General features: G+C 65.4%; 13 protein-coding genes and 1 riboswitch. Of the genes, 5 read left to right on the forward strand and 8 right to left on the reverse strand.

Going from position 1 to position 13,196, the window contains the following annotated elements:
* Position 1 precedes the first annotated feature (1 nt).
* Positions 2 to 766, forward strand: coding sequence for a cobalt-precorrin-6A reductase (locus LB551_RS16315; RefSeq protein ID WP_224659849.1), 765 nt, complete (start codon positions 2 to 4; stop codon positions 764 to 766).
* Here LB551_RS16315 and LB551_RS16320 read toward each other — a convergent pair.
* From LB551_RS16320 to LB551_RS16355, 8 genes are all read right to left on the reverse strand, one after another.
* Positions 730 to 1,494 (reverse strand): precorrin-3B C(17)-methyltransferase, encoded by a 765-nt coding sequence (locus LB551_RS16320; protein WP_224659850.1) that lies wholly within the window; start codon positions 1,492 to 1,494, stop codon positions 730 to 732. The two genes, LB551_RS16315 and LB551_RS16320, sit on opposite strands and share 37 nt — an antisense overlap.
* Positions 1,491 to 2,261, reverse strand: a complete 771-nt coding sequence (locus LB551_RS16325; protein WP_140553611.1) for a precorrin-2 C(20)-methyltransferase — start codon at positions 2,259 to 2,261, stop codon at positions 1,491 to 1,493. Before LB551_RS16325 ends, LB551_RS16320 begins: the two co-directional genes overlap by 4 nt.
* Positions 2,258 to 2,890, reverse strand: a complete 633-nt coding sequence (locus LB551_RS16330) for a precorrin-8X methylmutase (RefSeq protein WP_224659851.1) — start codon at positions 2,888 to 2,890, stop codon at positions 2,258 to 2,260. The genes LB551_RS16325 and LB551_RS16330 overlap by 4 nt, the downstream gene beginning before the upstream one ends.
* A 2-nt stretch (positions 2,891 to 2,892) precedes the next feature.
* A complete protein-coding gene (gene cobG / locus LB551_RS16335) occupies positions 2,893 to 4,368 on the reverse strand; it encodes a precorrin-3B synthase (RefSeq protein ID WP_224659852.1) in 1,476 nt (491 codons plus the stop codon).
* Positions 4,365 to 7,874, reverse strand: coding sequence for a cobaltochelatase subunit CobN (gene cobN, locus LB551_RS16340; RefSeq protein WP_224659853.1), 3,510 nt, complete (start codon positions 7,872 to 7,874; stop codon positions 4,365 to 4,367). The genes cobG and cobN overlap by 4 nt, the downstream gene beginning before the upstream one ends.
* A 16-nt stretch (positions 7,875 to 7,890) precedes the next feature.
* Positions 7,891 to 8,943 (reverse strand): cobalamin biosynthesis protein CobW, encoded by a 1,053-nt coding sequence (gene cobW / locus LB551_RS16345; protein ID WP_224659854.1) that lies wholly within the window; start codon positions 8,941 to 8,943, stop codon positions 7,891 to 7,893.
* 2 nt (positions 8,944 to 8,945) lie between these two features.
* A complete protein-coding gene (locus tag LB551_RS16350; protein ID WP_224659855.1) occupies positions 8,946 to 9,374 on the reverse strand; it encodes a DUF1636 family protein in 429 nt (142 codons plus the stop codon).
* Positions 9,375 to 9,411: 37 nt separating this feature from the next.
* Positions 9,412 to 9,616: riboswitch (cobalamin riboswitch) on the reverse strand.
* Positions 9,617 to 9,645: 29 nt separating this feature from the next.
* Positions 9,646 to 10,845, reverse strand: a complete 1,200-nt coding sequence (locus tag LB551_RS16355; RefSeq protein WP_224659856.1) for a winged helix-turn-helix domain-containing protein — start codon at positions 10,843 to 10,845, stop codon at positions 9,646 to 9,648.
* A 331-nt stretch (positions 10,846 to 11,176) separates the two neighbouring features.
* Here LB551_RS16355 and LB551_RS16360 point away from each other — a divergent pair, with 331 nt between their 5' ends.
* The 4 genes from LB551_RS16360 to LB551_RS16375 are packed head-to-tail and all read left to right on the forward strand — an operon-like array spanning position 11,177 to position 13,133.
* The gene (locus LB551_RS16360) at positions 11,177 to 11,542 is read left to right on the forward strand and encodes an NADH-quinone oxidoreductase subunit A (RefSeq protein WP_140639103.1); all 366 of its coding nucleotides are present in this window, start codon (positions 11,177 to 11,179) and stop codon (positions 11,540 to 11,542) included.
* The gene (locus tag LB551_RS16365; protein WP_140553622.1) at positions 11,533 to 12,114 is read left to right on the forward strand and encodes a NuoB/complex I 20 kDa subunit family protein; all 582 of its coding nucleotides are present in this window, start codon (positions 11,533 to 11,535) and stop codon (positions 12,112 to 12,114) included. Before LB551_RS16360 ends, LB551_RS16365 begins: the two co-directional genes overlap by 10 nt.
* Before the next feature lie 4 nt (positions 12,115 to 12,118).
* Positions 12,119 to 12,721, forward strand: coding sequence for an NADH-quinone oxidoreductase subunit C (locus LB551_RS16370; protein WP_224659857.1), 603 nt, complete (start codon positions 12,119 to 12,121; stop codon positions 12,719 to 12,721).
* A gap of 34 nt (positions 12,722 to 12,755) precedes the next feature.
* Complete coding sequence (locus tag LB551_RS16375) at positions 12,756 to 13,133, forward strand: four helix bundle protein (RefSeq protein WP_224659858.1); 378 nt, start codon at positions 12,756 to 12,758, stop codon at positions 13,131 to 13,133.
* The last annotated feature ends 63 nt before the right edge of the window (positions 13,134 to 13,196 follow it).

The raw sequence follows: 13,196 nt of genomic DNA on the forward strand, positions 1-13,196 counted from the left end.
GATGACCCACCGCATTCTGATCCTCGGCGGAACCACCGAAGCCCGGCAACTGGCTGGAAACCTGGCCGCCACCGGTCACTCGGTGATGCTGTCGCTGGCGGGCCGCACCGAAAGCCCGGTGGCGCAGGGGGTCCCGGTGCGCAGTGGAGGGTTTGGCGGTGCTGAAGGGTTGGCCGCATATCTCAGGGAGACGGGCACGGACCTGCTGATCGACGCCACGCATCCCTACGCGGCACGAATCTCCGCCAATGCGGCGCAAGCCGCGCGCATGGCTGGGGTGCCGATCGTCGCTCTGCGCCGTCCCGGCTGGGAGCCTGTCGAGGGTGATCGCTGGACTGAGGTCGACACGACAGGGGATGCGGTGCAAGCACTTGGATCGGCGCCGCGCCGTGTTTTCCTGGCACTCGGCCGGCAGGAGGTCGCGGCTTTCGAGGCCGCGCCCCAGCATCACTATCTCATCCGCAGCGTCGATCCGGTCGAGCCGAAGCTGGCAGTGCCCGATGCCACCTACCTGTTGGCGCGCGGGCCGTTTCGCGAGGCGGAGGAGCGCGCGTTGCTCGAACGGCACGGCATCGACATCGTCGTATCCAAGAACAGCGGCGGCGCGGCGACCTATGGCAAGATCGCCGCGGCGCGGGGGCTCGGCCTCGACGTGGTCATGGTGCGCAGGCCTGCGCTGCCGGAGATTCCTTCGGCTGCGACCGTCGACCAGCTTGCCAACATGGTCGATCATCTTGTCGAGCCTGCCGCGGAGCGCGGCGTGTAGACCAGCGCCGGCCTGTCGCCGCGCCTGATGATCCGGGTTTCCGGCGAGCCGATGATGACGCAGGTCGCCATATCAGCCTTGTCGGCATCGGCATCCGCCAGCAGGAACACCTCGATGCGCTCGTCAGGCCGGCCCGCGGCGCGGCCGAAGATGACGGGCGTGGTGCCAGGCAGAATGGCCTTCAGACATTCGAAGGCGCGGCCAAGCTGCCAGGGGCGCGCCTTGCTGATCGGATTGTAAAGCGCGATGACGAAGCCGGCACCGGCGGCCGCCAGCAGGCGCAGTTCGATCAGGTCCCATGGCTTCAGATTGTCGGACAGCGAGATGGCGCAGAAATCATGGCCGAGCGGTGCCCCGATGCGGGCAGCGACGGCGAGCATGGCGGTGACGCCAGGCACGATTGCGAGGTCGATGGTGCGCCATTCGGAGGGGCCGGCTTCGATTGCCTCGCAGACGGCCGCCGCCATGGCGAAGACGCCTGGATCGCCCCCGGAGACGACGGCGACATGGTGACCTTCGGCCGCCTTCGCCAACGCCTCGTTGGAGCGGGCAAGCTCTTCGCGATTGTCGGAGGCGATGCGGGTCTGGTCCGGGCGCAATTCCAGCCGGTCGAGATAGGGCTTGTAGCCGTAGAAGAAGCTTGCCTCGGCGACGGCATGGCTCGCCTGCGGCGTCACCTGATCGGCGTTGCCGGGTCCGAGCCCGATGACGGTGAGGCGGCCGCTCATGCGCCACCCGCCGGCGCGACCGGGCGTCCGGACCAGCCGGCGACGAGCACGATGGCGAAATAGGGCGCCTTGTCGTCCGGCTTGTCGGCGAGCCGCATCGAGACGCTGCCCGGCATGGTGCCGCGCTCGACATAGACGGCGCGGGTCAGCTTGCCGGTGGCCTCCAGCGCCCGTCGGATTTTGGGCAGGTTGCGGCCGACCTTCATGATGACGGCGGCATCGGTGTCGGCGAGGCGCCGGGTCAGTTCGAACTCGCTCATCGTGCCCGGCAGCACGGTCAGCACGTCGTCGCCCTGGACGATCGGCAGGCCGGTCGCCGACCAGCAGCCCGACATGGCGGTAACGCCGGGAATGACCTCGGTCGGAAAACGATGGGCGAGGCGCACATGCAGATGCATGTAGGAGCCGTAGAAGAGCGGATCGCCTTCCGACAGCACGGCGACCATCCTACCGGCATCCAGATGACCGGCAACGGTCTCGGCGGACTCCTCGTAGAAGGCCGATATCTGCGCGCGGTAGTCGTCGTGATCCTTGTCGATCTCCGTGGTCACGGGATAGAGCAGCGGCAGTTCCAGCATGTCGGGCCGGAAGCGCGTTTCGACGATGGCGCGCGCATTGCTGTTGTTGCCGCGCTTGGCGAAATACGCCACCACATCGGCCTCGGCCAGGGCACGCGCGGCCTTCAGCGTCAACAGTTCGGGGTCACCGGGACCGGTACCGACGCCGACCAGGCGGCCCCTTGAGCCGGTTTTGGGGAGCGCGTTCACAGTCCGGGCCTCGCCAGGGAATTGAGGGCTGCCGCGGTCATGGCGCTGCCGCCAAGCCTGCCGCGCACGATCGCATAGGGTACGCCGTAGGAATTCTGCGCCAGCGCGTCCTTCGATTCGGCGGCACCGACGAAGCCCACCGGCATGCCGATGATGGCGGCCGGTTTCGGCGCACCGTCGCGCAGCTTTTCCAGGAGATAGAAGAGTGCGGTCGGCGCGTTGCCGATGGCGACGACCGAACCGGCCATGCGCTCGCCCCACAGGTCGATCGCGGCGGCAGAACGGGTGTTGCCGATCGTCCTGGCGATTTCATGCGTGCGCGGATCGCGCAGCGTGCAGATCACCTCGTTGCCGGCAGGCAAGCGGGCGCGGGTGACGCCGTGCGAGACCATTTCGGCGTCGCAGAAGATCGGCGCGCCGGCGGCAAGCGCGGCCCGTGCGGCGGCAACGAAATCGCTGGAGAAGACAAAATTCTTGGCGGCTTCCACTTGGCCGCAGGCATGGATCATGCGGATGGCGACATCGGCCTCTGCTTCGGAAAAGCGCGCGAGATCAGCCTCGGCGCGGATAATGGCAAAGGAGCGTTCGTAGATCGCCGTGCCGTCGTGGATGTAGTCGTAGGCGACCATTGTCATTCCTGTCGATAAGCTTCTGCGATGCCGGCCGGCCCGAGCCTTGCCAGGCAGGCGGCGGCGGTCTCGCCCTGATAGCGTGCGCTGCGGATTGCCGCCGCGACGCGGCCGATGCCGCGCGCGGCGTCATAGCCCGGCCTGTAGCCGGCAGGAAGGGCCTTTGCCGTCGCGTTCACGACAAGTCCGGCTCCATTTTCGCCGCCGACCACGGTCAGCGCCGCTGGGCCGGGATGCGCGCAACCCTTGGCGCAGCCCGAAACATGCAAGGTGAAGTCGAGACTATCGGCGTTTTCGGTGGCGATCGCCTCGGCGATGTCGCGCGTGGCGATGCGACCCGAGGCGCAAGCCGGCGCGCCGGGACAAGCAGCGATGCGCGTGCGCGGGTCCGTGGGAGAGGTGACGAAGCCGAGGGCAGCGGCGGTGTGTTGGAGGGAGGGATTGGCGGCTGGTGGCTGGCCGAGGAAGAGCAGGGCGCGGCGCGGGGCGAGGCGGATTTCTGACGTGCCGAGGGTGAGGGCGTTTTTTGTGAGGTCGATGATCTTGTCCGCCGGCATGCTGCCGTAGGGGAGGCCGATGCCGAGGGTGAAAGTGTCGCCTGCTAAGGGGAAAAGGCCGATAGGTTTGCGCGAGGCGCCCCCCTCTGTCCTGCCGGACATCTCCCCCTCAAGGGGGGAGATTATGCTGTCACCGATGGTTTCGCCAATCTCCAGCGTTATTAAGGAGGAGACAGCGTCGAAGCTGCCGATCTCCCCCCTTGAGGGGAAGATGTCCGGCAGGACAGAGGGGGGCGCCACAGAATGCCAGCTTGCGAGCGAGGCCAACTGCCGCGCCGATAAATCCCGTGTGTGTGCCTCGCGGCCTTTCTCGGCGACCATCCTGAGCGCAGCGACGGCAATATCGCGCGCGGCATCGTCTTCTACTGTGACAAGCAGCCTTGCACTCCGCCCGTCACCGGAAACCGAAACCCGCCACCGGATACCCGCATTAGCGCTCACCGCAACAAGCCGCACATCTGCCACAACAGCATCCATCGTCAGTTGCCCGCCGCCGTCGACGACCACCGAAACCTTCGGCCCGAGCCGCTGCGCCAGCCCGGCTTCGTCGGTCGCCACCCGGATCCGCTCCGCCAAAGGGAGAGGATCAGCGACCTCATGCGGATCAATGCCGGCCAGTGGTCCGCTCTCCACTGGTACGCCAGTGCGGACCACAATGCCCAGCGCATCGACTTCCTTCGCCAGCAGGGTGGCACTTTCCGCAGTCAATCCGCGTATTTGCAAGCTGCCGCGCGCTGTCACTTCCATGATGCCGTTGCCGTGCCGCAGGGCGGATTCTGCCAGCCCGATCAGAAGTTTCGGCGACAATCCGCCAGAAGATGGGCCTCCGGCGACCGGGTTGAGCCGTACCAGCAGGCCGTCGCCGGTCTGCATCGGCGCCGAAAGGGCCGGGCAGGCGCCGCGGCGCGTGTAGGCGTTCATGCCGCCACTCCTTGGGCTTCGGCAATCAGTGCCGCGAGATCGTCGTCGATCGAATTGCGCAAGGGATGCCACAGGCCCCGCCGGCGCGCCGACAGGAGGCGTTCGGCGATGGCCTTCGCGGCGGCCGGGTTTTCGCGCAGGATGAAGGCGCGGACGTCCGCATCGCCAAGATAGGCATCATGCACGGCCTCTAGCAGCGCACCCGGTATGGCCTGCGTGGTTTCGGCGAAGCCTACCAGCCGGTCGACCGTTTCGGCGAATTCCGAGGCGCCGCGCGGGCCGTGACGCATCTGGCCCGCTATGAAGCGGGCATTGACGGCGCGGGCGCGCACGACGCGCGTCACGGCCTCACAGAGCGAGCGCGGCTTCGGCCTTTGCGGATCCGTCGTGTCCAGCACGATGACGTCGGCATTCCTGCCAAGCGCCGCAAGAGCGGCCGAAAAGCCGCCGATAAAGGCGACATCGGCGGAGCCTTCGAGGATGTCACGGCCGGGATCGTCGCCGGTGTGGACGAGAAGATCGGCTTCGGCGATGCGATTCTCGAAAGCGCCGGGCGCGGCGATCCCCTCACCGCCCGCGCCGCCATAGGCGTGCGATGTGGCATCGAGATAGGCGCGGCCGATCTCCTCGCGCGCCACCCAGTCGCCGCTCGACAGGATTTCCTCGACGCCGGCGCCATAGGTGCCGGGCGAGGTGCCAAAGATGCGCGGGCTGATCTTGCCGTCGGCGCGGGTCCTTGCGGCGAGCGGATTTTCCCAATCGTCTTCGTCGCGGGCGGCAACGGCGTTGGCAGCGGCATCGATCAGCGCGATCTGGGTCGGGAACATGTCGCGGAACAGGCCCGATATGCGCCAGGTGACGTCGACGCGCGGGCGGCCAAGCGCTGCCGGTGCCAACACCTCGATGCCGGTGACGCGGCCGGTGGCAGTGTCCCATTGCGGCCGGCAGCCCATCAGCGAAAGCCCCTGAGCGATCTCCTCGCCGCCGGTGCGCAAAGACGCCGATCCCCAGAGGTCCGTCACCAGCGAGCGCGGCCAGTCGCCATGCGATTGCATATAGGCGCGCACCACTTCCTCGGCGGCGGCCTTGCCGATCTCATAAGCGGTCGGCGTCGGCATGGCACGCGGGTCCGATGTGAACAGGTTGCGGCCGGTGGGCAGAACATCGGAGCGGCCGCGCGCGGGCGCGCCGGCCGGACCTGCCGTGACGTGGCGGCCGTCGAGCGCGTCGAGAAGGGCGGCCTTTTCGGTCTTGGCGCTTTGCCGGCGCATAGGGTCGGTCTCGTCCTCGGGCGAGCGGCCGTAGACATGCAGCCCGTCCTTGATGGCGAAATCCTTGAGGTCGCAGAGCCAGGCATCGATGCGGCGCAGGGCCTCGTCCGGCGCGTCGGTGCGGGCAACGCCGGCCTCCGCGGCGAGGCCCGTCGTCTGCGCGGTTTCGACGATCAGCCTGGCCAGACGGTCGCGGCGGCGGCGGTCGAGCCCGTCGGCCTGGGCGTATTCATCGACCAGCCGTTCGAGCCTGTGCTGGTTCTCGTCCAATCCGGCGCCGGTCAGCGGCGGCGGCAGATGGCCGAGCGTGACGGCGGCGATCCGCCGCTTCGCCTGCGCCGCCTCGCCAGGATTGGAGACGATGAAGGGATAGATCACGGGCAGGGGGCCGGTGACGATCTCGGGGAAGCAGCTTTGCGAAAGCGCAACCGTCTTGCCCGGCAGCCATTCCAGCGTGCCATGCGCGCCGACATGGATGAGCGCATGGACGCCGAGCGATTTGCGCAGCCACAGGCCGAAGGCGAGCAACGCATGGCGCGGCGGCAGCGTCGGGTCGTGATAGTCGGCGCGGCGGTCGGCCGAGCGGCCGCGATCCGGGGCGAGGGCCACGGTGATGTTGCCGAAGGTCGCGGTGCGGAAGGGGAAGCGCTTTTTGCTTGATAGCGAACGTCTGCGCGAGGCGCCCCCCTCTGTCCTGCCGGGCGCCTCGCGCAAACCTGTCTCGTTTTTCGCCTTGCCCCAAGCCGCCTCCACCGCGTCGATTGCGGCTGCCGGCAATTCAGTCGACTGGTCGAGATACTCCTCCAGCCCCAGCCCATCATTGCTGTGCTCCAGCATCCGCAGCAATTCCCGCGGTGTCTCGGGAATCCCTTCAACGGCATAGCCCTGTTCCTTAAGGTCGTGCAGCATCGCCAGCACGCTGGACGGCACATCCAGTCCGACGGCATAGCCGGTGCGACCGGGAGCGCTTGGATAATCCGGAATCAGGATCGCCAATTTGCGTTCCGCGCGCGGCGTTTCCCGAAGCCTGATGAAGGCCGCGACCCGGTCCGCCACCTGTTCGACGCGATCGAGCTCCGGCCGGTTGGCAAAGGCACGGTGGCCGAGCGCCGGGTCGGTCTCGCTTTCGCCCTTGAACGAAATGGCGCCGGCGAGGATGCGACCGTCGAGTTCGGGCAGCACGACATGCATGGCAAGGTCGGCTGGCGCCAGCCCGCGCTGGTTCGTTTCCCAGACGTCGCGGCGGGTGGTGGCGACGATCACCTGGAAGACCGGCACGCCGGCGCGGTCGAACAGGGTTTCGACGCCCGGTTCGGCGCCGGAAGCGAAGGCGGTCGCCGTGACGATGGCGGCGGGCTTGAGCTGGGCAATCGCGGTCTCGACAAACGCCAGGGATTCCGGGTCTTTCAGGCTGGAGACGAAGATCGGCACCGGGAGCATGCCGCGCTGCCGTAGCGCATCGAAAAGCGCGTCGATCGGCGCGACATCGGCGGCGAGCAGCATTGAGCGGTAGAAGAGGACGGGCACGACCTTTCCCTCCCCCTCGAGGGGAGGGTGGCCCGCAGGGCCGGGTGGGGTCGGTGCGACTGGGTTCGGCGCCTCTTTAAGTCGGCGCACTTCAGAGGCGACCCCACCCCCGGCCTGCGCCCGAACCCTTCCCTCGAGCGGGAGGGGGACGACGCCGCGACCCGGCTCGTAGTAACCCGCCTTCGGCACGATTACCGGCTCGGCTGCTATCGCATCAGACCCCGTCAACCGCGCCAGCCTGCCCACCAGCGCGCTCATATTGGCCGGGCCGCCCTCGCGGAAATAGCCCAGCAATGCGTCCAACTCCTCGCGCGGCAGCGTCGAGGCTTCGATCAGCCTGATATCCTCGTCATGGCTCTCTCCGGGCAGCAGCGCCAGCTTTATGCCGCGCTCGCGGGCAACCACGGCCAACTGGTCGCAGCCGTAGCGCCACCACTCGTAACCGCCGAGAATACGCACCAGGATGACTTTGGCGTGACGGGCGACGCTGTCGATCCAGAGGTCGACGGACATGGGGTGACGCAGGTCGCGTAGCGCGGCCAGCCGCATCGTGGGCAGCCGATCGGCGTCGCCTTTCCAGGCCGCCGCCAGTCCGGCTAGGTCGCTGTCGGTGAAGGACAGCGCCACCATATCCGCCGGCGTCTGCCGCAGATCGACCGGCTCGGCGAGATCGTCGAGCGAGGCGGATGTGGTGGCGAGGATGTGCATCGCGATCGGTGTTGCGTCAGCCGGCGAGGATATGCTCGATCGCCGGGCGGTTCAGCCCCTTGAGACCGATGACGACCAGGCGCGAGCGGCGGTCGTCGTCAGCCGTCCAGGCGCGGTCGTAGTAATGATTGACGCGCGGACCGACCGCCTGCAGCAAAAGCCGCATCGGCTTGCCTCCGACCTCGACGAAACCCTTCACCCGCAGCACGTTTTCCTGTTCGGCGGCGGTCGCGACGCGTTTTGCCAGGTCGTCCGGGTTGGCGATCGAGGGGATGTCGACGATGAACGTGTCGAAGTCGTCATGCTCGTGGTCGAAGGCGCCGTCATGATGGGACTTGCGGTTCTCGATGTCGTCCTCGACGGCGAGGCCCAGCCCGAGCAGCACGGACGGATCGACCTTGCCATGAGCCGTCGGCACGACCTTCACGGCGCGAGCGGAGTGTTCGCCAATGATGGCGTTGGCGCGAGCCGAACCTGCGGCATCCATCAGGTCGCTCTTCGACAGGATGATGAGGTCGGCGCAGGCGATCTGGTCCTCGAACACCTCCTCGACCGGGTCGTCATGGTCGAGGCTCTCATCCTCGGCACGCTGCGCCCGCAGGGCGTCCATGTCGTTGGCGACGCGCCCCTCCGCCAATGCCGGACCGTCGACCACGGCGATCACACCGTCGACCGTCACGCGGCTCTTCACCGTCGGCCACTGGAATGCCTGGACCAGCGGCTTGGGCAGAGCCAGGCCTGAGGTTTCGATCAGGATGTGGTCGACCTTCGGCGTCAGCGACAGGATCTGGTCGAGCGCCGGGACGAAATCGTCGGCGACGGTGCAGCAGATGCAGCCATTGGCCAGTTCGACGATGTTTTCCTCCGGGCAGGTGTCGATGCCGCAGCCCTTGAGGATCTCGCCGTCGACGCCGATATCGCCGAATTCGTTGACGATGATGGCGATACGCTTGCCGCCCGCGTTTTCCAGGAGATGGCGGACCAGCGTGGTTTTGCCGGCACCCAGGAAGCCGGTGACGACGGTACAGGGGACGCGGGAGAGAGTGGCGGCGGAAACTGCGGCGGTCATGATCAGTCCTTCAACAGGTCAAGGGGTGGAATGCGGGCCACGAGGCCGCGCTTGAGGGAATCGGGCCGGCCACGCCAGGGAATAAGGCCGTCGGTCGAAGTGGCGAAAAGTTTCGCGCCGGTGACGAGATCGGCGCCACTGGCGATGTTCAGGTCGCCGAAGACATAACTCCAGCAGCCGTCGCGAAGGATCGCCGCACTGAGGCGGCGCTTGCAGTTGCCGAGGCATTCGACGGTGCGGACGCGGATGTTTTCGGCCGAGGCGGCTTGGCGCGTATCTTGAGCCAAAGCTTCGCCGGCGCGGGGATGGGCGTCGGAACCGGTCTCGTCGCGGCAGGAAGCGCAGACGATAACAGTGACGCCGGCCAAGGCGTCGCTATCGCCAGACAAAATGTCCGCTGTTTCAGCCGGGAAACTGCTGTCGCGTTCCAAATCGGGCTCCTTGCCCGGAAAACCCGCCGGGCGATCGGATTCTTATGTCTCAGACGGCAGGTCTCCTGGCTCGCGGGTCATCGCCTTCGTGCCGCCTTCCCGGGACCGTCCCAGTGGTTTTCGGCCTTGGCTCGTCGCTTACAGTTGCGGGGACAGCCGCGGATTTGAAATCGAGATTTCGCACCGCATTCCCTCTTGGCTCCTCCCTTTGCCGAGAGGAGACCGTCTGGATGGGATTTAGGCTCTTGCAGGCGGCGGTGTCAACGCGCGTCTACGACACGGCAATGTCGGCGAGCGGCTGCCCAAGGTCGCCGGCGGGCGTAACCTCAATCCGTTCGAGGCCGAGCCAGCCCTGCATCTGCGTCAATTCCTGGAAGAGTTGCGCGGCGGTCTCAGGCGGCGCGCTCGGCTCGGCATAGGCCGCGTGGACGCGTAGCACGCCGGCCGGCCGGTCGGCCTTGAGGTCGACGCGCGCCACGATCCTGTCGCCGAGCAGGAAGGGCAGGACGTAATAGCCGTATTGCCGCTTTTCGGCAGGGGTGTAGATTTCTATGCGGTAGTGGAAATCGAACAGCCGCTCCGTGCGCGAGCGCTCGAAGACGACCGGATCGAACGGCGCCAGCAGGGCGCGGGCCTCGATTTTGCGGGGAATGCGGACCTCCTTGTGGAGGTAAGCCGGTTTATTCCAACCCTCGACACGCACCGGCACCAACTCGCCTGTTTCAACCAGTTCCTCCAGCCGGCCCTTCATGTCGGCCGGCGACAGGCGGAAATAGTCGCGCAGGTCGCTTGCTGTCGCGACGCCATGGGCGCGGGCGGAGATCCGCAGCAATTCCCGATGCGCGTCCTCCGCTGATGGCACCGGCAGATCGAGGATTGCCTGCGGCAGCACGCGCTCGGGCAGATCATAGAAGCGTTCGAAGCCACGGCGGTGCGCGGTGGTGATGCGTCCTGCCCAGAACAGCCATTCGAAGGCATGCTTGGCGTGGCTCCAGCCCCACCAGCCGCCGGATCCTTTCTGGCCTTCGAGCGCGGACGCGGCTATCGGACCGCGCTCCGCGACCTCGCGGTAGATCTCTTCTATATAGGCGGCGTGCTCGCGCCCCCATTTGGCCAGTCCCAGGTACATTTCATCGCCGCGCTCGGCGCGCTGCATGCGCCAACGCATCAACGGATAGGTCTCGACCGGCAGGAACGAGGCCTCGTGGGCCCAGTACTCGAACACCGTGCGCTTGCGCGTGACGGCGGCGTTGTCGAGCAAGGTGAACGGGTAGGGGCCAAGGCGCGAATAGAGCGGCATATAATGAGCGCGCACCACAGCGCTGACGGAATCGATCTGCAGCAGGCCGGTACGCGAGAGCACACGGGCGAAGTGGCGTCGGTCGGGCGTGCCGGCGGGGCGGGGATCAATGAACCCTTGGGCGGCGAGCGCGATGCGCCGGGCCATGGCGAGCGAGATCTTTTCCTTCATTCGGATGCGACTCTGAGGCTTGTTGAACGTCGTTCGGACAGTGATTCCAGCGATGCTAGCAGGGTTTTGGCGGCAACTCTGTCAGGAGAGAAAAGTGGAGTGAAAAGCGAAGGAAATCAAACAGGAGCGGATCGGACCAGTTTCTTCCCTTATGCCGTCCAGGCCAGCGTTTTGAACAAGGTTTGACTTGCTTCGCCGGAAGCGCTGCGCTAACCCTCGCCGCGTTGCAGCAAAGGCCCCTTAAAACGGTTCAGCGGTTAAACTGTCACGCTTCCGCAATAGGGACTGGTGCTGTAATCAAAATGGATTGGCGCCAACGGAAAGCCGCAGCATGAACGCACTTCTCGGTTCGTACCTGCCCATCGTCCTGTTTATCGCAGTGGCGGCGGCTGTCGGCGTTGCGCTTATCGTGGCGCCGTTCCTGGTGGCCTACCGCAACCCCGACCCGGAAAAGCTTTCCGCCTACGAGTGCGGTTTCAACTCGTTCGATGACGCCCGCATGAAGTTCGACATCCGCTTCTACCTGGTGTCGATCCTGTTCATCATCTTCGACCTGGAAGTGGCCTTCCTGTTCCCGTGGGCGGTGTCGTTTTCGAAGATCGGCATGCTCGGTTTCTGGTCGATGATGGTGTTTTTGGCGGTGCTGACCATCGGCTTTGCCTATGAATGGAAAAAAGGAGCGCTCGAATGGGATTGAGCGACAGTTCCGGCACGCTCGTCGCGCCGAAGCCCAAGGGTCTGATCGATCCCAATACCGGCAGGCCGGTTGGGTCCGATGATCCGTTTTTCCTCGAGATCAACGACGAACTCGCCGACAAGGGCTTTCTCGTCACCTCGACCGAAGCGCTGATCACCTGGGCGCGCAGCGGCTCGCTGATGTTCATGACCTTCGGCCTCGCCTGCTGCGCCGTCGAGATGATCCACACCTCGATGCCGCGCTACGATTCGGAGCGGTTCGGTGTTGCTCCTCGCGCGTCTCCGCGCCAGTCCGACATCATGATCGTTGCCGGCACGCTGACCAACAAGATGGCTCCGGCGCTGCGCAAGGTCTACGACCAGATGCCGGAGCCGCGCTACGTCATCTCGATGGGCTCCTGCGCCAATGGCGGCGGCTATTACCACTATTCCTATTCGGTGGTGCGCGGCTGCGACCGCATCGTGCCGGTCGACATCTATGTGCCCGGCTGTCCGCCGAGCGCCGAAGCGCTGCTCTATGGCATTCTTCTGCTCCAGAAGAAGATCCGCCGCACCGGCACGATCGAACGGTAAATCCATGGCCGCATCCCTGAGCGAACTGTCGACCTATCTCGGCGAAAAACTGATTGGCCGCGTCAATGAAGCGGTGTTCGCCTATGGCGAACTCACCATCCATGTCGAACCGCGCGATCTGATCGAAGTGGTGACTTTCCTGCGTGACGATCCGCGCTGCCAGTTCATCTCGGTCATCGATGTCTGCGGCGCCGACTATCCGTCGCGGGGCAAGCGTTTCGACGTCGTCTATCACCTTTTGTCGCCGAAGCAGAACGTGCGTATCCGCATCAAGGTGCAGGCCGACGAGGAGACGATGGTGCCGTCGATCACCGGCGTCTATCCCGGCGCCGACTGGTTCGAGCGCGAGACCTACGATCTCTATGGAGTGCTGTTTTCGGGCCACCCCGATCTGCGGCGCATCCTCACCGATTACGGTTTCGACGGTCACCCGCTGCGCAAGGATTTCCCGCTGACCGGCTTCGTCGAGGTGCGCTACGACGACGAAGCCAAACGCGTCATCTACGAGCCGGTGGAACTGAAGCAGGAATTCCGCAATTTCGATTTTCTGTCCCCATGGGAAGGCACCGATTACGTGCTGCCAGGGGATGAGAAGGCGAAACAGTGAGTAGGGAAGTAGTGAGTAGTCAGTAGGAGAAGAATTGGAGCAACGGATCGAATCCTATCGGGACTTGAAGGTGTGGCAATCGGCGATGACGCTTGCTGAAGACTGTTACCGGCACACCAAGGAATTTCCGAAGGAAGAGATCTACGGCATGACCTCTCAGATGCGCAGATCGGCGGTTTCGATCGCAGCAAATGTCGCAGAGGGATACGGTCGGGAAAACAGAGGGTCGTTCGTTCAATTTTTGCGCATGGCGCAAGGCTCGTTGAAGGAACTGGAAACACACATACTGTTGGCTTGCCGGGTCGGCTTGCTGCGAAAAGACAATGAGATTGAACTGCTGCTGCGATGCGAAGAGATTGGAAAAATGACGAGATCTCTTATCCGAACAGTGCAGGCCAAGCAGGCGGAATGAAGCAGGCATTGAGATTGATGATCACTACTCACTACTCACTACTGACTCTTCGCCAGAGGCGCC

The organism is Mesorhizobium sp. BR1-1-2 (assembly GCF_020165435.1).
In the GTDB taxonomy this organism is placed as follows: domain Bacteria; phylum Pseudomonadota; class Alphaproteobacteria; order Rhizobiales; family Rhizobiaceae; genus Mesorhizobium.